Genomic DNA, 16,642 nt, shown 5'->3' with positions numbered 1-16,642 from the left:
AGGAGCAGCGCCATCCAGCCACGCGCTGCGACGATGCGTTCCGGGACGGAACGCTGAGGAGCAGCGCCATCCAGCCACGCGCTGCGACGATGCGTTCCGGGACGGAACGCTGAGGAGCAGCGCCATCCAGCCACGCGCTGCGACGATGCGTTCCGGGACGGAACGCTGAGGAGCAGCGCCATCCAGCCACGCGCTGCGACGATGCTCGTCACATCCGCCACATTGGCCCCCGCCGGGCGGAATGCTCTTTGTGCCCACCTCGTAGCGACAGCCGGCTATTTCACCATGGTGCCGCCCACAGAACCGGAACGATTGAGCTATTCAGCGAGGGTGATCGGGTACTCCGATCGGGCTGAAGCGATCTGACGGCGTCTCTTGGCCTCGTCCACACCTGCAGGGGCCGATTCACCAGCGGGCCGGCTGTCGCTACGAGGTGGGCAAATTGTGGCCCTTTCAAGACAGATACACATGTGACGACTGTGACCGATGTGACGCAATTGGGAATGTTGTCGGCCTAGCCTCGATTTTTCGCGCTGCTTGATGGGTGGGGTGTGAGCGGGGTTCTGGCCGGCTGGTGACGCCGATTCTGGCAGGTGGGTGCGACAGGTCGCCGGCTGTCGTGCCGGTGGGCGGGCTTCCTGGGGGCCGGGGTCTTTCGTCTGGTCGGGTCAGGGAGGTCGGGTGGTTAGGTGAAGGCGGCGCGGATGCGAATCCAGGCGGCGGTGATGGCCTTGGCCCAGCGCCAGGTGGCGTCGATGCGCAGGCGAACCTGGCGGGCGCCGCGGGTGATGCGGGCGGCCACGTGCAGCACCCGGTAGCGGAAGGCGGCGATCTCGCAGCGCGCCAGGTCCGGGTCCTCGGTGAAGCCGATCAGTTTGGTCCAGGCGATCAGATCGGTGGCTGCCAGGACGATTTCAAGCCAGGCGGCATTGGCGTCAAAAGCACTGAACGGTAGATTCCGCAGGCCGGTGGCTTTGGCTTGGCGGATGCGGTCTTCCACCCGGGCGTGTTGGCGGTGGCGCAACTCCAGGCCGGCCAGCTGGCCGGGGATGGCCCCGTCGGCGGTGTCGGTGAGAAACCCGGTGACCCGGTGGCCGTCAGAATCGGTGAACCGCAACTGGGCGCCGGGGTGCGGGCGCTCCTTGCGTAGGACCAACCGCGTGCCGGCCGGCCAAGCCGACAGATCCACCAGATCGGTGGCCTCGGCGACCCAGGCGCCGTCGCGGATGGCGCCGTCGGTGTCGATGGCCGGATACCAGGCATCGGCGTCGTTGAGGATCTCGACAGCGTTTTGCACGCGGGAGTCGATGACCGCGCCCAAGGAGAACCCCACGTGCGCGGTACGGCAGGCCGCGGCGAACCCGTAGGTGGCCCCGGCCGAATCCGAGCGGATCAACACCGCCGGCCCGTCGGGGTTGTCCGGGTCGGGACGGTAGGCCGCCGGTAGCGATTCCAGCGCCTGCTCAAGAACGGTGATGTGGTCGGCGGTGGTGTTCGAGCCGGCGTTGCCTGCGCGCAGCAACCCGGCCAAGGCCTCCCCGGCGGCGATGTCGGGACGGTCCAAAAACACCAGCAGCGGGTGGAATCCGAAGGTTTTCTTCCAGGTCGCTGCCGCGTTTTCCTTGTTGTCGGAATGATCAACGCAGATGGTGGCATCGACATCCAGGTGCAGCCACCCACCGTGCTCGGGGGCCGCCCCGGCCGCCCACGCCTGGGCGCGGGCATGCGCGCGGGCCGCCCGAATCCCCGGCAGATGCGCGGCGTCGATGCGCTCATCAACCAACCGCCACAGCGTGCTCGTCGAGGCCACCGGCCCGAACGCCTGCTGGCGGTCACCCCACAATGCGCCGACCGAATCGATGCAGTCCGCGCCGTCGGCCACCGCCGCGGCCAGATCAGCGAACACCACCCCGGGTGCATGCATCCACGGCCCCCGGTAGGTATCGGCCAACACGGCTGTGACCTGCGACGACAGCCCGGTCAGATCGGCGACCTCCCGCAGCATGCCCACCCCGGCATGCGACACGACACCGGCACCGTCGGCTGATACTTTCACCCGCGGACCCGCTGCGCTACCGTTCACTTAGAAAGTGCCTCCCCGCTGGATACTGACGACTTGAAGAAACCTCATTATCCATTGCAGGACAGGCACTTTCGCTAACTCAACACCGTGTCACGCACAGTTTCGCGAAAAATCCGGGCTAGCCCGACGTCGTCGAGGCACCACCCGGTTGCATGGGAGTGATCCGGACGGAAGCGCGAGGCGCCGGCCGGTCAATCCCAGCCAGCTGCTAGGCGACAATATGCGGATGCGAAAGGTGCTCATCGGGGTGATCGCAGCGGCGGTCACGTTAGCCGTCATCGCCGCCGGTGCCGTCGGGGTCGATTTCGGCGCGAGCATCTACGCCGAGTACCGCCTCTCGTGCAATGTGCGCAAGGCGGCAAACCTGGGGTCGGACCCGTTCGTCGCGATCCTGGCATTCCCGTTCATCCCGCAGGCGATGCGGGATCACTACAAAGAGCTCGAGATCAAGGCCAACGCGATCGATCACGCGATGGTCGGCAAGGCAACGCTCGAGGCCACTATGCACTCGATCGACCTGACCTACGCATCGTGGCTGGTCAGGCCCGATGCCAAGCTCCCGGTGGGCAAGCTGGAGAGCCGAATCATCATTGACTCGATGCATCTGGGCCGGTATCTGGGCATCAACGACCTGATGGTCGAGGCGCCGCCCCAGGACACCAACGACGCCACCGGCGGTACCACCGAGTCCGGGATATCCGGCAACCACGGGCTGGTGTTCAGCGGCACCCCACCGAAGTCGGCCAATTTCGACCACCGGGTCAGCATCTCGGTAGACCTTTCGATCGCCCCGTATGACCAAGCGACATTGGTGTTGACCGCCACACGCGTCGTCACCGGACCCGAAACCGCGAACCAGGTCGTTCCGGACGACAAACGGGACGCGGTGCTCCACGCCTTCAGCGGCAGGCTGACCAACCAGCGGCTGCCGTTCGGAGTGGCCCCGACCACCGTGGGGGCACGCGGTTCCGACGTCATCATCGAAGGCATCACCCGGGGAGTAACCATCACCCTGGAAGGGTTTAAGCAGTGATGACCGCCATGACCGTAGCGAGGGTATCGCGGTGCTGCGCAATCGCTGTTGGCTTGATCACTATGTCTTTGGGTAAGCTTGCCGACGTGTCAGCCCGCCTTGAGCCCATGCTCACCAAGCGTCGCGCAGTTGATCTGTGCCGCATTGCGGGATGTTGCTGTTGCTGTAGCTGCTGAGTACGCGCGCTCCCGCATAGCACTCGGAGCGGCTCGGAGCCCCACCGTCGCATGTCTCCCCGCCATTCCTGTGCAACGGAGCACCTAGGAGTATCACCGTGTCGACCACCAACGCCCCGCCGGGAATGTCGGCGTAGATACTCGCCGGTTGACCACCCGGTCAGCAACCGCAAATCGAAAGGATCCCCACCATGGCACGCTCGGACGTCCTGGTCTCCGCCGACTGGGCTGAGAGCAACCTCGACGCCGCCAACGTCGTCTTCGTCGAGGTCGACGAGGACACCACCGCGTACGACACCGGCCACCTCCCGGGCGCGATCAAGCTGGATTGGCGCACCGATTTGCAGGACCCGGTCAAGCGCGACTTCGTCGACGCCCAGCAGTTTTCGAAGCTGCTCAGCGATCGCGGCATCGCCAACGACGACACGGTGATCCTCTACGGCGGCAACAACAACTGGTTCGCCGCCTACGCGTACTGGTACTTCAAGCTCTACGGGCACTCTCAAGTCAAGCTGCTGGACGGCGGACGCAAGAAGTGGGAGCTCGACGGTCGCCCGCTGTCCAGCGACCCCGTCGGTAGGCCGGCGACCTCCTACACCGCGGCACCACCGGACAACTCGATCCGGGCGTTCAGGGACGAGGTCCTCGCGTCCATCGGCGTCAAGAACCTGGTGGACGTGCGTTCCCCCGACGAGTTCTCCGGCAAGATCCTGGCGCCCGCGCACCTGCCGCAGGAGCAAAGCCAGCGGCCAGGACATATCCCCGGCGCCATCAACGTGCCGTGGAGCAAGGCCGCCAACGAGGACGGCACCTTCAAGTCCGACGAGGAGTTGGCCGAGCTGTACGCGGACGCCGGCCTGGACGGCACCAAGGAAACGATTGCGTACTGCCGGATCGGGGAACGTTCCTCGCACACCTGGTTCGTTTTGCAGGAATTACTCGGCCACAAGAACGTCAAGAACTACGACGGCAGTTGGACAGAATACGGCTCCCTGGTGGGTGCCCCGATCGAGTTGGGAAGCTGATATGTGCTCTGGACCGAAGCAAGGACTGACGTTGCCCGCCAGCGTCGACTTGGAGAAGGAAACCGTGATCACCGGCCGTGTCGTGGACCGTGACGGTCAGGCCGTGGGCGGCGCGTTTGTGCGCCTGCTGGACTCCTCCGACGAGTTCACCGCGGAAGTCGTCGCATCGGCCACTGGTGACTTCCGGTTCTTCGCGGCACCGGGATCCTGGACGCTGCGCGCGTTGTCGAAGGTCGGCAACGGCGACGCAATCGTGGAGCCGACGGGTGCGGGCATCCACGAGGTGGACGTCAAGATCGCCTGACTCGGTCCGAATGGCGGCCAGACAGGCCCAGCCCCGGAAGCCGCCACCACCGGATAAAGGCGAATAGACTCGTCCCCGTGGTGCTGTTCTTCGAGATCATGCTGGTCGCGGCGACCTTGGTCATCTCATGGTTTGCGCTGTATGTGCTGTACCGTCTCATCACTGACGAGTCGTGACATCCGACGAGGGCCCCGACAGAGCGGACGATCTCGCAGGCTCCGGTGACCGAGCGGTTGCCGCCGCCGCGGAACGAGCCAAGCTGACCGCGGCGCGCAACATCCCCTCCTTCGACGATCTGCCGATTCCCGCCGACACCGCGAATCTGCGCGAGGGCGCCAACCTGAACGACGCGCTGCTGGCGCTGCTTCCGCTGGTCGGCGTGTGGCGCGGCGAAGGCGAAGGCCGAGGACACGATGGGGATTACCGGTTCGGCCAGCAGATCGTGGTCTCGCATGACGGCGGCGACTATCTGAATTGGGAAGCCCGGTCGTGGCGGCTGAACGACAGCGGCGAGTACCGGGAACCAGGGTTACGGGAGGCGGGCTTCTGGCGCTTTGTCAGCGATCCCGACGACCCGACCGAGTCTCAAGCCATCGAATTGTTGTTGGCCCATTCGGCCGGCTATATCGAATTGTTCTACGGGCGGCCGCGAACGCACTCGTCGTGGGAGTTGGTGACCGATGCGCTCGCCCGCAGTCGGTCGGGCCTGCTGGTCGGCGGCGCCAAACGGCTCTACGGCATCGTCGAGGGTGGCGACCTGGCCTATGTCGAGGAACGGGTGGATGCCGACGGCGGGCTGGTGCCACATCTGTCGGCGCGGCTGTCCCGGTTCGTCGGGTAGCGGCACACCGGGGTAACCCGGTCCCGTTGTTGCCTTCAGCAGCCGATTCTGCTTACTGTTCGACGTCCGAGCAGCCGATACGACGAAAGGAAGTCGACGGATGCCGCGTACGAGGACAACCCCGCCCGCCGCGCGGTGGGCCGTGTCCGTGGTCGGCCTGGTGTTGATCGGTTATCTGGCCGTCGTGTCGCTGCAGCCCGCCACCATCGACGCGTTGCCGGCCTGGCTGGGGTGGTTCGGCCGGCCGGGATCGATGCCGACGCTCGGAATCATGGTCGCGGTGTTGATCACGGCGTGCGTGCTGACCTTTCGGGCGGACGGCAGCCACCGGTTGGTGGGAGTTTCGTTCACCGTGATCGCAGTCCTCATTTCCATGAGTGCGGTCCTGGCCCTCAGCGCCTATTGGGGATGTCACGACGCCAATCACCCGGCCTTTTTCACCCCGCTGATGGCGACCGCCCAGTTGGTCAAGGGCGGGATCGGTGACTATTCACTGAGCGGGCATACCTGCCCGAACCCCACCCCGGTCGGCCTAGAACTGGCCCGGATAGCGGCGCTGTCGGCGATCTTCACCGGGTTGGGTGGCGTCGTGGTCGGCGTCTTCCGGTCGCAGGTGGACAGGCTGCGGGCCAACCTCGCCGATTCCGTCACCGCCATTGTCGGTGTCGATGACGACGCCCTGCCGATGATCAGCGCGGTCGCCCGGACGTTGGATCGGCGCGGCACATTGGTCGTCATCACCGGCGCCGGCGACGACCTGGTACAGCGGGCCCGCAGGCGGGGCGCCCGGGTGGTGCTGGTGGACTTCAACACGCCGTCCACCCTGGTGTCGCTACGGTTGTGGCGCCACCTCGGTCGGCTCTACCTGATGGCGGCCGACCCGGCGATCAACCTGTTGTGGCTGGACCTGATCAGTCGTCGGCTGTCCGAGGTCGCCAACAAGCAACGGTTGCCCCTCATCGTGCGCATCGACGACCCATGGTTGGCCGAAGCGTGGCGCGCCCAGCAGTTCGGCGGATCCGACACCCGGTGGGCGGCCGATGTGGTCGGCAAGTACGAGGTGACCGCTGGCCGGCTACTCGACGGCATCGTCGCCGCAGGCAACATACAGCGCGTATTCGTCTGCGGCACTTCGCAATTGACGCTGGCACTGTGCGCGAACCTGACCCGTCGCGCGCTGGAGCGCGACTTCTACACCCCGCCCGGCGCAGCTCCGCTGCCGACGCTCACACTCGTCGACGGAGACGCCGAGGACTACCTGAGGGATCACGAGTTTTACCGTCAGCAATCCGGATTCATGTCGGAGGGACCGACAATCGACGCGATAGCGGAGGCGCCGACGATACCGACCATGGTGAAGCTGATCGGTGATGCCGGCCCCGCGACCTGCGCGGTGATCTTGGTGGACACCCACGCCGCGACGACCGGCACCAGGCTGGCCGCCCGCTTCCCCGAGATGCCCGTTTACACCTCGGACCGCAACACCAGCATCGCCGACGACTCGATCCCCGTCGTCGGGCTGCTGCAGTCCTACTCCCTGGTGCTGGACACCCGGGAGGGTCAGGTCCAGGACGCCTGGGAACGGGCGGCAAGGCTGATCCACGAGCGCTACGTCGCGACGATCGACCCGGAGGCGCCGCGGTCCCCGGCCTCGATGCCGTGGGCGGAGCTTAGCGAGTTCTACCGCGGATCCAATCGACGCCAGGTGCGCAACGCGTTGTGGATGGTTGAACGGATCGCGGGACATACCTGGAATACCTGGGGCAGCCCGCCGGCCCAGCTATCCGGGCGCGATATGGCCGGATTGCCGCCACTTGAACAGCTTTCACTCATGGGCTTCGACCACTACTCCGCGATAAACATGGCACGGGCAGAACATGAAGACTGGTGTCGCTACTACCGCCGCAACGGCTGGAAATACGGCTCCCCACGCGACGACTCGCGCAAGATTCACGACAAGCTGGTCGACTGGTCGGTGGTCGAAAGCACGCCGGATCTGCGCAACGCCGCAATACGCAGTTTGGCGGGAACCCTGTGGAGCCTGCGCCAGCTCGGCTTTCGGTCCCGTCCGCTGTGGCGGTCGTTCACCCGAGTCGGGACTGTCACCGCCGAACAACGGAGCACACCGTGGACGTGGAAGTCGGATTCGGGACACACCATGCGGGCCGCCGCCGGAGATTGGGCGGTGCACGCCGACGGGAAGACTTGGTCGGTGCGCGGCGACATCTTCCGGGCCACCTACGAGCCGGCCGGCGACGGGCAATGGCGCAGAAGGGGGCTGGTCCAGGCCCGACCGGCAAACGGGGGCGAAACCATCAACACGTTGGAAGGCCCCGCCGTTGCCGCGGACGGGGACTGGGTCGTCCGGGGCGCCGACGGCGAGCAATGGCCGGTTCCGGGCCACGAGTTCGCACGCCGTTACGCCGAATTCCATCCCCCGGCCGAGGCGACCGTCACCGATGTGTAGGGATCGCTGGGGATGAACGCCTCGACCACACGGTCGGGGCGCGCGTTTGCCAACGACGATTGCTGCGCCCAACACCATGAGCTACCGTCGCTTGTCGGATTCGCCGTGTTAGCTCCCTATGGCTGTCGTCGAGGAGACTGTTAATGGCCCTGTTTATCAGCTACTCGAGCCAAGACAGGTCGTCGCTCGAGGCCCTGACGACCGCGCTCAAACGCGCCCAACAGCAGGTTTGGTTCGACCAAGAGCTGGGGGGTGGGGACGCCTGGTGGAGCGCAATCCTGGAGCAGATCCGCACCTGTGAGGTTTTCATCGTCGCGCTGTCGAATCACTGGCTGCAGTCCAAGCCGAGTCAAGCCGAGTTGCGCTACGCGCAGGCTCTAAACCGGCCGATCCTTCCGGTCAAGGTGGGGCCGGTCGACAGCGTCCGGGTCAATCCCGTCGCCAATCTGCAGATCATCGACTACCAAAACCCGACCGTCGATGCCGGCATCCAACTGGTTACCGCCATCCACGCGCTCCGCGGCAAGGTCCAGCCGTTGCCCTCGCCGCTGCCCGAAGAGCCGCCCGTGCCGTTCGGCTACATAACGCGGTTGGGCAACACCCTCGCCGAAAAAGAACTCAGCCCCCAACAGCAGCTCCAACTGATGGTCGAACTCAGATCCGGACTCGACGAGGACGGTGACGACCCCAGCGCTCGAAGCGACATCGCCCAACTGCTGCGCATGCTGCGCCTCCGACACGACGTCACCTACCGCACCCGCAGCGAAATCGACAACGTGCTGGCCGAGATCGACGCCAAAGACAAATCGGCGGGTCCGTCGCCAACACCCGCCAAGACAGAACCGCAGCGACCGGCGGGCGCAGGTACCCTTCGCAGCCCGGTACCAGCGCGGCGCCGCGCCCGCCGACGGGGCAACGCGTCTCGCCCACACCGGCGGGCGCCGGATCAAACAAGCGGCTGTTGATCATCGGCGGCGTCGCCTTGGCCGTCGTCGTCGCAATCGCGCTGGTGGTGGTCTTTGCCACCCAGGGAGGGGGCGGCCGCAAGCCGGCCGCGCAGCCAACCGGCGCGGCCAACGCTCCAGCTGCTCCGCCCCGCGTGGAATCAATCCTGCTCGGCGCACAAGAAATTGGCACGATCCTGGGCGACCCAAACATCGTGTCCTCGGGGCACGGCGACCAGCTGCGTGCCCAGCAGGGAACGCTGTCGAACCCGGAGTGCCTCGGTTTTTTCGAACCGCTCGAGGAATCGGTGTATCGGCCCTTCGGCCCCACCGCGATGCGCAGCGAGGTACTCCACACCACTGGAAATGACTCCGGGCACCGGGTGGTCGAAGCGGTGGCGAGTTTTGCGTCTGCTGAGAAGGCCCGCGCGTTTGTAGAAGCGTCGGCCGAGAAGTGGCGGTCCTGTGCCGGCCAAACCGTCAGTTTGACCAGTTCGAACAAGACGAACGAGTGGAGCGTCGGAAACGTAACCGGGGCCGCCCCGAAGATCACACAGGTGCGCACGCTGACCGACGGCAGCGGCCGGAGCTGCCAGCACGTGCTCAGCGCGGTGTCTGATGTCGTCATCGACGTCCAGGCGTGCGGACCGGACATCACCGACGGAGCCGGTCGGATGGCCGAGGACATGGGCACCCGGGCGACCAAATAGGTCGTCGTGCGCTGCGCCGGCTCGCCGTCGGCACTTGAACGTCGTTGCCGCCCCGCGCGCCCCGGCACGAGCGGCGTCAAGGCCGTGCTGAGCTCGGGAATAGGGAGGCCAGCGCCTCGGGGACGTCATTGACGCAGAGGGCGTCGACTCCGACAGCCAGTAGCTCCGGCGCGAACTCCAGGGGCGGACACCAGGCAAGGAACTCCCGTCCGCTGCGGTGGACCAGGTCGACGACGTACTCGAGGGGCCGTTGCAGCGCTTCCGGCTCGATCTGGTTGGGACGCAACGAGCCCCAGTGCGGGGCGAGTACCTGGACGTCTAGATGTCCGGCCGCCGCGACTGCCTGGCCGATCGGGAACCGGAGCCAGGTCAGCAGACCGCGCGGCACGCCAGGGGCCAGCTCGCGGGCGATGTCCAGCGCCCCGGGGTCGAACGAGGTCACCAGCACCGGCCGCCTGCGGCTCTCCCGCACCACGACAGGGGCCAGCCGTCCCATGGTGGTGTGGTCGCGCTCGCGGGTCGCGTCCTCCATCGATGTCTTGACGTCGAAGTCGACGCCGATCCCCGGGGGCAGCGCCTCGAGCAGCTCCTCCAGGCGTAGCGAGCCCCGGTCGGACGCCTCGTGACCGGTGATGTCGGCGTAGAAGACACCGTCGTCATCGGCCGGGTTGTGCGCCACGACTAGCAGGTCGTCCGAGGTGCGGCGGACGTCCACCTCGAGCCAGTCGACACCGTACTGCACCGCCGCGAGGAACGACTCGAGGGTGTTCTCCAGGAACCCGTCGACGGTTCCTCGGCCGCATCCCCGATGGCCGAGGATTGTGGACGAGGGGCCGAAGACCCGCTCGGAGCCGTTCGGGAAGACGTTGCTGCCGTTCATAATGCGCCGTCACGGCCGGTTGCCGCACCCCTCCCCGGGTCGCTCCCGGGGACGAGGTCACGCGGCGGGCGTGACGATCCTGCTCACCTCCGTGTTCGCCCGCTCGAGGTCATCGACGAAGTCCACCTCAACGACGAAGCAATCGGAGATGTCCAACGCCTGAACACGCAGCCGGCCCTCCTTGATCGCGGATTCCATACCGCGTTCAAAGAAGTCCTGGTCGGTGCAGCGCTCGAGGTGCTCGATCAGCGCCGCCTTGTCGGCGGACGCCACGTAGTTGATTCCTACTGCCTCACCGCGCCCGTCGATGACGGACTTGGAGAGCTCTGTCAGGTAGCCGTCGGCATCGGTGCGATATTTGACCTCCTCCTCGCCGACAGTAGCGGTGTTCACGCAGGCGAACGTGAGATCACTATCGATCAGCGGCTGGGCCCGCTCCAGCAGTCGGGGGTCGAACACCACATCGCCATTGAGCCACAGAACGCCCCCGGAATGCGAGCTGCGCAGGGCCTTCAGCAGGCTCCGCGCGGTGTTAGTTTCGTCATACCGCTCGTTGTAGACGAACCTGACCTCCGGCGCGGCCCGCATGATCAGGTCGTACCGGAAGCCGACCACCACGGCGATCCGGGCGGTGTCGGCGAAGGCCTGGCGGAGGTTGTCCAGCTGGTGGCCGAGGATGCTCCTGCCGTCTGCGAGCGGGGCGAGCGGCTTAGGTAGCGGCAGGTTGAGCCGGGTACCGAGTCCTGCGGCCAGGATGACGACCTGGATCTCGCTCATGCCGACCCCTCTCGTTGTGGGTCCATAGATGTGCCTACGGGACCAGGAGCCGCCGGTCCCACGTCCGCCGCGCGGCCAACGCTTCCTCGACGGCCGCCAGGAAGCGCTTGGTGTTCTCTCCAGGGGCCGGGTCGCCGAAGTAGTAACGGCGCATGGCCTCCCGCTCGGCGCGGTATGCGTCGCGCGCCAGCCGCTCGGCGAGCGTGCCCGTGAGCGAACCGACCGTGGCGGCGTCCACCACATCGGCGCAGCGGCTCACGGGAGCCTGGGCGTTGAGCCCGGCTCGGTCGTTGCGGCGGTCGGTGACGAAAAGCGGCTTGTCGACGTGCAGATAGAGAAAGTCCAGGCCGACCGAGGAGACGTCGGTGATCAGCACGCTGCAACCGGGGAAGACCGCCAGGATGTCGGCGTCGATCAGGACCCGGTGACCGGCAGCGGGCTCGCGCCGCGCGGCTTGTTCCACCAGCTCGACGATCCGCCGGTGTGCCGCCGCCATCCCGTGGTCCGTACTGCTCGCCACCCGCGAGTGCGGCTTGTAGACCACACGCACGTCTGGCAGCGCGAGGGCCGCGGCCGCGATGGCCGGGCCGTGGACGTCGACCGAGGTGAAGTTGTTCGCGGCGTTCTCGCCCTCCCAGGTGGGGGCGTAGAGAACCGTGCGCCGTGCGGTCGGGGGCAGGACGGGCGCGGGGCGGAGGTCGAGCTGCGGGCGGCCAACCGGGACGAACCTGCGCTCGTCGAACTCGATCAGCGCTTCCCGATAGCGCCGCAGCGCGGCCTCGCCTGCCACGAGGACGCGGTCGTACGCCTTTGCCTGGTTGCTCGCCATGCAGGCCTTGTCGCTTTCGCCGTGGTTCACATGGATATGAACCATCCGGGTGGCGGCCAGCGAGTGGAAGTTCAGCGCGGAGTTGTTGACGTAGATCGCGGCCTTGAGGTCGCCGTCACCGTATAGCTGGACGAGCTCCGCTAGATTCGGCACGCATACGCGGCGCAGCCGGGTGAGCCGGCCCAGCTCGGCGTACGTCTGCGGGTGGCGCGTCACAACCAGGATCGGATGAGCCCGATCGAGCAGCTCGAACACCGGGAGCCATTGACGAAGTTGGTAGAGCCGGCGCGGATCGTCCGCGAAGTACACGACCACCTCGCCCGGCACGGGCTCGCCAGGAACCCACCAAGTGGTGGCAGGAACCTGGGAGCACACGGGACACCTCCGCAACACCTCCGGGGTGAGACCCAGTTTCCCCTCAGGGCACCTTTTCGACAACGCTCAGACATGGGAGATTCGCCCGAATGTCGCCGAGCGTGCGACACCCACACTCCCGCACGTGGGGACCGCAACGCCGCAAGGAGGCGCTACCCGAATTGCCAAGCGCCATACAAACACTCACATTTCGGGTAACGGCACCACGACCTACACGCACGTCTCCCTCGTTCCTCTGCTGAGCAGACCGAGTGGCTTCCCGGGCCCAGACATGGAACGACCCCCGAGCACATTTCCGGTTGGACAGACCGAAGGCTCGGGGGCCGGGTGGCTGCGGAGAATTCGCCAGCGCTTTGATCGCCGGCTCTTCCGAGCCAATGCAGCTAGCGCGCAGTCACCTCACATGTCCATGAAGCTATCAATTTCGCGGACCACCTCCTTCCTTGTGTACGGCCGACCGTACCCGTGCTCCGGCCTACCCACAACAGAATTCATGCTTCAGCGATCGCTCACGATAGCGGCGTCGACCAACTCGGCGAAGGCGGCGGCGACCGGGCCGCGGGCTAACCGGCGCCCGTCAAGGGTGTGCACGCGCGCGGCCAGGGTCATGCTCGATAGGAGCCAGACCCCTCGGGCGTCAAACAGGTCGGCGATCTGCAGGGCGCGGTAGTCGCAGTCGAAACCCTTCGACCGGGCAACCTCAAACAGCGCCTGTTGTGTCGTGCCACGCAGGATCGGAAACCAAGGCGGCGGCGTCAGCAAGCACGGGTTTCCGCCCGTTGCTTCGTCGCCGTCGGCGGCGATCACCACCGTTGATCGCGGACCTTCCAGGATGTAGCCATCAGAGCTGAGGAAGATGACGTCGCCGGCGCCCTGCCGGGCGGCGTGACGCAGCGCGGCCATGTTCACCGCGTAGGACAGCGTCTTCGCGCCGGCCAGCAGCCAGGGCATTGCGTCGGCACCGGCAGCGGGCAACCCACGGTTCAGGGTGATTGCCGACAGGCCATCGCGGCGGACTGCGGCCACCCGGTCCGGGACGGGGTTGACCATGACGTAGGCCGTCGGCGCCGCGCCACTTTCTGGGCCGCGGCTGGAGATCAACCGCATCGCGCCCTCGTCGTCGGTGGTCTGAACCCACCGCTGCGTCGCCAGGTCGATCGCGCGCCGCCAGCCAGGCAGGTCAGGCTCGGGCAGATCCATCAACCTGGCCGACTGGGTCAGCCGCTGCAGGTGGGCCTCGACCAGACACGCCCTGCCATCCCGTACCAGCAGCGTCTCGAAAATGCCGTCGCCCCGGACCACCGCCAGGTCATCGGCGTGCAGCAGCGGCGTCTCCGGTTCGAGGATCTCGCCGTCGAGCGTGACGACCACACCCGTCTGGCCAGCCATGAACGAGCAGCCTAACGGCGATCGCAAGCGCGGCGCAGCCGGGCGCTGCGGGTCGCCACCATCAGACCCCGTGGCGATCGCAAGCGCGGCGCAGCCGGGCGCTGCGGGTCGCCACCATCAGACCCCGTGGCGATCGCAAAGGTCCGTAGAGTTGAGTATGTGTCTGCGGTGCCCGCTCCAGATCCCGGACCCGACGCCGGCGCGATCTGGCATTACGGCGATCCGCTGGGCGAGCAACGGGCCGCCGAAACCGATGCCGTGCTGGTGGACCGCTCGCACCGTGCGGTGCTCACCCTGACCGGGGCCGACCGGCGGACCTGGTTGCACAGCATCTCGACCCAACACGTCAGCGAATTGCCCGAGGGCGCCAGCACCCAGAATCTGAGCCTCGACGGACAGGGCCGGGTTGAGGACCACTGGATCCAGACCGAGCTGGGCGGAACCACCTATCTCGACACGGAACCGTGGCGGGGTGAACCGCTGCTGGGCTACCTGCGCAAGATGGTGTTCTGGTCCGACGTCGCCCCGAACACCGCCGATATGGCGGTGTCATCGCTAATCGGGCCGAAGCTGGCGGATCCGGCCGTGCTCGCAGCCCTGGGTCTGGACGCCCTACCCACCCAAGAGGCGGCGGTGCCACTACCCGGTGGAGGCTTCGTGCGGCGGATGCCCGGGGCTCCCGCCGACCAGATCGAGCTGGACCTGCTGGTCCCGCGCGGCGAGTCCGCTAGCTGGCAGCACCGCGTGACCCAGGCGGGTGTGCGGCCGGCAGGCGTGTGGGCCTATGAGGCCCACCGAGTAGCTCACCGAGTGGCGGCCTTGCGCCCGCGGCTCGGTGTCGACACCGACGAGCGCACCATTCCCCACGAAGTGGGCTGGATCGGCGGTCCTGGCGTCGGGGCCGTTCACCTCAACAAGGGCTGCTACCGCGGCCAAGAGACCGTTGCGCGGGTGCACAACCTGGGTAGGCCGCCCCGGATGCTGGTGTTGTTGCACCTCGACGGCTCCGCGGAGCGGCCTTCCACCGGTGATCCGGTGCTGGCCGGCGGTCGCGCCGTCGGACGCCTCGGAACGGTGGTCGAGCACGTGGACCTGGGGCCCGTGGCGCTGGCCCTGCTCAAGCGCGGGCTGCCGGCCGATACCGACCTGGCGACCGGACCTGACGCCGGGGTGGCCGCGGTGATCGACGTCGACTCGCTGCCCCCCGCCGACGAGGTGGGCGCCGGACGACTGGCGGTCGAACGGCTACGAGGCGGTCCCCGATGATGTCCGGTGACGCCGGCCGTGCCGTCCGGGAAGCCGGACAGGGCTGGCCCACACCGGCTCGCGCGGCACGGTAAACTGTCGGCAGGACAATAACGACACCAAGAGATCGGAGCCGCCTACTCGTAGGCCGCTCCGTTATTTTCGCGAGGGGGTTCCCCCATGGGCCGCGGCCGGGCTAAGGCAAAGCAGACCAAGGTTGCACGAGAACTGAAATACAGCTCCCCGCAGACAGACTTCCAGCGGCTCCAGCGCGAGCTGTCAGGGATGGGTACCGATGAACCTGACGAGCGCGACGGCGACAGCCAGTTGGCCGGCGGGTCATGGGACGACGAAGACAACTGGCGCCGTTAACAACGCGGTTCGCATCGGCGCGGCGTAGTGCTCCGGTCGCTTAGAATCTCGGGTGCTGCCCCACCAATTTGGCTCGCGGCCCGTCTTTTCCGCCTTTGCAGACGGTCCCCAGCACCCAGCAGTCCAGGTGCCGCGCGGTCAATATCGCCAATGCGCGGTCGGTGTCTTCGGGGGCCACGATGGCTATCATGCCGACGCCCATGTTGAACGTCTTTTCCATCTCGGCGCGCGTAACCCGACCACGCTGCGCGATCATGGCGAACACCGGTGCGGGCGTCCACGTGCCGCGGTCCACCTCGGCGACCAGCCCATGCGGTATGACGCGCCCCAGGTTGCCCGCCAGCCCACCTCCGGTGACGTGGCAAAACGTGCGGACGTGGGTTTCGGCAGCCAGCGCCAGACAGTCCTTGGCGTAGATGCGGGTGGGCTCGAGCAGTTCCTCGCCCAGGGTGCGACCGAACTCCTCCACGTAACCGGCCAGATTCATCCGGTCGATCTCAAGTAGGACCGCGCGGGCCAGGGAGTACCCGTTGGAATGCAGCCCCGAAGACCCCATCGCGATGATGACGTCACCGGGTTTAACGCGGTCGGGCCCCAGAACATCGTCGGCCTCGACCACGCCGACACCGGTGGCCGAGATGTCGTAGTGGTCCGGTTCCATCAGGCCGGGGTGTTCGGCGGTCTCGCCTCCCAGCAGCGCACAACCGGCGCGCACACACCCCTCGGCGATGCCGCTGACGATCGCGCTCAGTCGTTCCGGCACCGTGCGGCCGACCGCGATGTAATCCTGCAGAAACAGCGGCTCGGCACCGCACACCACGAGATCGTCGACCACCATCGCCACCAGGTCGAGGCCGACGGTGTCGTGCTTGTCCATCGCTTGAGCGACCGCCAGCTTGGTGCCCACACCATCCGTCGACGCCGCCAGTACCGGCTCGCGGTAGTCGCCGCGGAGCGCGAACAATCCGGCGAATCCGCCCAGCCCGCCGCGCACCTCGGGTCTGGTGGCCTTGGTCGCCAGCGGCTTGAACAACTCGACAGCGCCGTCTCCGGCTTCGATGTCCACCCCGGCCGATGCGTAGGTTATGCCCTGGCTGCCCGAGCCGCGTCCGGATCTACCAGAGCTATCGCGGGTATCCGTCATCGCGATAAAGGCTACCGGGCGGCACCCACCGCTGGTATCGGTTGCTCA

At 66.8% G+C, this 16,642-nt stretch carries 16 protein-coding genes; 10 read left to right on the top strand and 6 right to left on the bottom strand.

Features of this window, described 5'->3' with window-relative positions:
* Positions 1-685: 685 nt before the first annotated feature.
* Positions 686-2,083 (bottom strand): IS1380 family transposase, encoded by a 1,398-nt coding sequence (locus G6N24_RS00775; RefSeq protein ID WP_085159334.1) that lies wholly within the window; start codon positions 2,081-2,083, stop codon positions 686-688.
* 220 nt (positions 2,084-2,303) lie between these two features.
* On the opposite strand from G6N24_RS00775, the gene lmeA reads away from it, so the two are divergent.
* The 8 genes from lmeA to G6N24_RS00740 all read left to right on the top strand — a co-directional run bounded on the left by lmeA (position 2,304) and on the right by G6N24_RS00740 (position 9,583).
* Positions 2,304-3,116 (top strand): mannan chain length control protein LmeA, encoded by an 813-nt coding sequence (gene lmeA / locus G6N24_RS00770; protein ID WP_085159259.1) that lies wholly within the window; start codon positions 2,304-2,306, stop codon positions 3,114-3,116.
* Positions 3,116-3,292 carry an Ms5788A family Cys-rich leader peptide gene (locus tag G6N24_RS25605; protein WP_372514550.1) on the top strand — a complete coding sequence of 59 codons (177 nt, stop codon included), beginning with the start codon at positions 3,116-3,118 and terminating at the stop codon, positions 3,290-3,292. Before lmeA ends, G6N24_RS25605 begins: the two co-directional genes overlap by 1 nt.
* 191 nt (positions 3,293-3,483) lie before the next feature.
* Positions 3,484-4,317 carry a sulfurtransferase gene (locus G6N24_RS00765; protein ID WP_085159257.1) on the top strand — a complete coding sequence of 278 codons (834 nt, stop codon included), beginning with the start codon at positions 3,484-3,486 and terminating at the stop codon, positions 4,315-4,317.
* Position 4,318: 1 nt separating this feature from the next.
* A complete protein-coding gene (locus G6N24_RS00760; RefSeq protein ID WP_085159255.1) occupies positions 4,319-4,621 on the top strand; it encodes a DUF1416 domain-containing protein in 303 nt (100 codons plus the stop codon).
* Between the two features lie 172 nt (positions 4,622-4,793).
* The gene (locus tag G6N24_RS00755; protein ID WP_085159253.1) at positions 4,794-5,462 is read left to right on the top strand and encodes an FABP family protein; all 669 of its coding nucleotides are present in this window, start codon (positions 4,794-4,796) and stop codon (positions 5,460-5,462) included.
* Positions 5,463-5,562: 100 nt separating this feature from the next.
* Positions 5,563-7,929 carry a hypothetical protein gene (locus tag G6N24_RS00750; RefSeq protein WP_085159251.1) on the top strand — a complete coding sequence of 789 codons (2,367 nt, stop codon included), beginning with the start codon at positions 5,563-5,565 and terminating at the stop codon, positions 7,927-7,929.
* Positions 7,930-8,072: 143 nt separating this feature from the next.
* The gene (locus G6N24_RS00745; RefSeq protein ID WP_163745379.1) at positions 8,073-8,894 is read left to right on the top strand and encodes a toll/interleukin-1 receptor domain-containing protein; all 822 of its coding nucleotides are present in this window, start codon (positions 8,073-8,075) and stop codon (positions 8,892-8,894) included.
* A complete protein-coding gene (locus G6N24_RS00740) occupies positions 8,891-9,583 on the top strand; it encodes a sensor domain-containing protein (protein WP_163745378.1) in 693 nt (230 codons plus the stop codon). Before G6N24_RS00745 ends, G6N24_RS00740 begins: the two co-directional genes overlap by 4 nt.
* Before the next feature lie 76 nt (positions 9,584-9,659).
* Here the strand turns inward: G6N24_RS00740 and G6N24_RS00735 are convergent, their stop codons facing one another.
* The 4 genes from G6N24_RS00735 to G6N24_RS00720 all read right to left on the bottom strand — a co-directional run bounded on the left by G6N24_RS00735 (position 9,660) and on the right by G6N24_RS00720 (position 13,815).
* Positions 9,660-10,463: a glycerophosphodiester phosphodiesterase gene (locus G6N24_RS00735; RefSeq protein ID WP_085159247.1), complete on the bottom strand. Its 804-nt coding sequence runs from the start codon at positions 10,461-10,463 to the stop codon at positions 9,660-9,662.
* 57 nt (positions 10,464-10,520) lie between these two features.
* The gene (locus tag G6N24_RS00730) at positions 10,521-11,240 is read right to left on the bottom strand and encodes a phosphocholine cytidylyltransferase family protein (RefSeq protein ID WP_085159245.1); all 720 of its coding nucleotides are present in this window, start codon (positions 11,238-11,240) and stop codon (positions 10,521-10,523) included.
* 34 nt (positions 11,241-11,274) lie between these two features.
* Positions 11,275-12,396 carry a CDP-glycerol glycerophosphotransferase family protein gene (locus tag G6N24_RS00725; RefSeq protein WP_085159243.1) on the bottom strand — a complete coding sequence of 374 codons (1,122 nt, stop codon included), beginning with the start codon at positions 12,394-12,396 and terminating at the stop codon, positions 11,275-11,277.
* A 546-nt stretch (positions 12,397-12,942) separates the two neighbouring features.
* Positions 12,943-13,815, bottom strand: coding sequence for an aminodeoxychorismate lyase (locus G6N24_RS00720; protein ID WP_139822332.1), 873 nt, complete (start codon positions 13,813-13,815; stop codon positions 12,943-12,945).
* Between the two features lie 177 nt (positions 13,816-13,992).
* Between G6N24_RS00720 and ygfZ the strand changes: the two genes are divergently transcribed.
* Together ygfZ and G6N24_RS00710 are read left to right on the top strand one after the other, a co-directional pair.
* The gene (gene ygfZ, locus G6N24_RS00715; protein WP_085159239.1) at positions 13,993-15,099 is read left to right on the top strand and encodes a CAF17-like 4Fe-4S cluster assembly/insertion protein YgfZ; all 1,107 of its coding nucleotides are present in this window, start codon (positions 13,993-13,995) and stop codon (positions 15,097-15,099) included.
* Positions 15,100-15,258: 159 nt separating this feature from the next.
* Positions 15,259-15,450, top strand: a complete 192-nt coding sequence (locus tag G6N24_RS00710) for a DUF3073 domain-containing protein (RefSeq protein WP_085159237.1) — start codon at positions 15,259-15,261, stop codon at positions 15,448-15,450.
* A gap of 40 nt (positions 15,451-15,490) precedes the next feature.
* Here the strand turns inward: G6N24_RS00710 and purM are convergent, their stop codons facing one another.
* Complete coding sequence (gene purM / locus G6N24_RS00705) at positions 15,491-16,594, bottom strand: phosphoribosylformylglycinamidine cyclo-ligase (protein WP_085159235.1); 1,104 nt, start codon at positions 16,592-16,594, stop codon at positions 15,491-15,493.
* Positions 16,595-16,642: the final 48 nt, after the last annotated feature.

Source organism: Mycobacterium lacus (assembly GCF_010731535.1).
GTDB classification, from domain to species: domain Bacteria; phylum Actinomycetota; class Actinomycetes; order Mycobacteriales; family Mycobacteriaceae; genus Mycobacterium; species Mycobacterium lacus.
This window is presented reverse-complemented; position numbering and strand designations above follow the sequence as displayed.

What these genes read in the sequence shown, in the direction of transcription:
- G6N24_RS25605 (WP_372514550.1), top strand. Translation starts at nt 3,116, where the DNA reads ATGACCGCCATGACCGTAGCGAGGGTATCGCGGTGCTGCGCAATCGCT.
- G6N24_RS00765 (WP_085159257.1), top strand. Translation starts at nt 3,484, where the DNA reads ATGGCACGCTCGGACGTCCTGGTCTCCGCCGACTGGGCTGAGAGCAAC.
- G6N24_RS00760 (WP_085159255.1), top strand. Translation starts at nt 4,319, where the DNA reads ATGTGCTCTGGACCGAAGCAAGGACTGACGTTGCCCGCCAGCGTCGAC.
- G6N24_RS00750 (WP_085159251.1), top strand. Translation starts at nt 5,563, where the DNA reads ATGCCGCGTACGAGGACAACCCCGCCCGCCGCGCGGTGGGCCGTGTCC.
- G6N24_RS00710 (WP_085159237.1), top strand. Translation starts at nt 15,259, where the DNA reads ATGGGCCGCGGCCGGGCTAAGGCAAAGCAGACCAAGGTTGCACGAGAA.
- lmeA (WP_085159259.1), top strand. Translation starts at nt 2,304, where the DNA reads ATGCGGATGCGAAAGGTGCTCATCGGGGTGATCGCAGCGGCGGTCACG.
- G6N24_RS00735 (WP_085159247.1), bottom strand. Translation starts at nt 10,463, where the DNA reads ATGAACGGCAGCAACGTCTTCCCGAACGGCTCCGAGCGGGTCTTCGGC.
- G6N24_RS00730 (WP_085159245.1), bottom strand. Translation starts at nt 11,240, where the DNA reads ATGAGCGAGATCCAGGTCGTCATCCTGGCCGCAGGACTCGGTACCCGG.
- purM (WP_085159235.1), bottom strand. Translation starts at nt 16,594, where the DNA reads ATGACGGATACCCGCGATAGCTCTGGTAGATCCGGACGCGGCTCGGGC.
- G6N24_RS00745 (WP_163745379.1), top strand. Translation starts at nt 8,073, where the DNA reads ATGGCCCTGTTTATCAGCTACTCGAGCCAAGACAGGTCGTCGCTCGAG.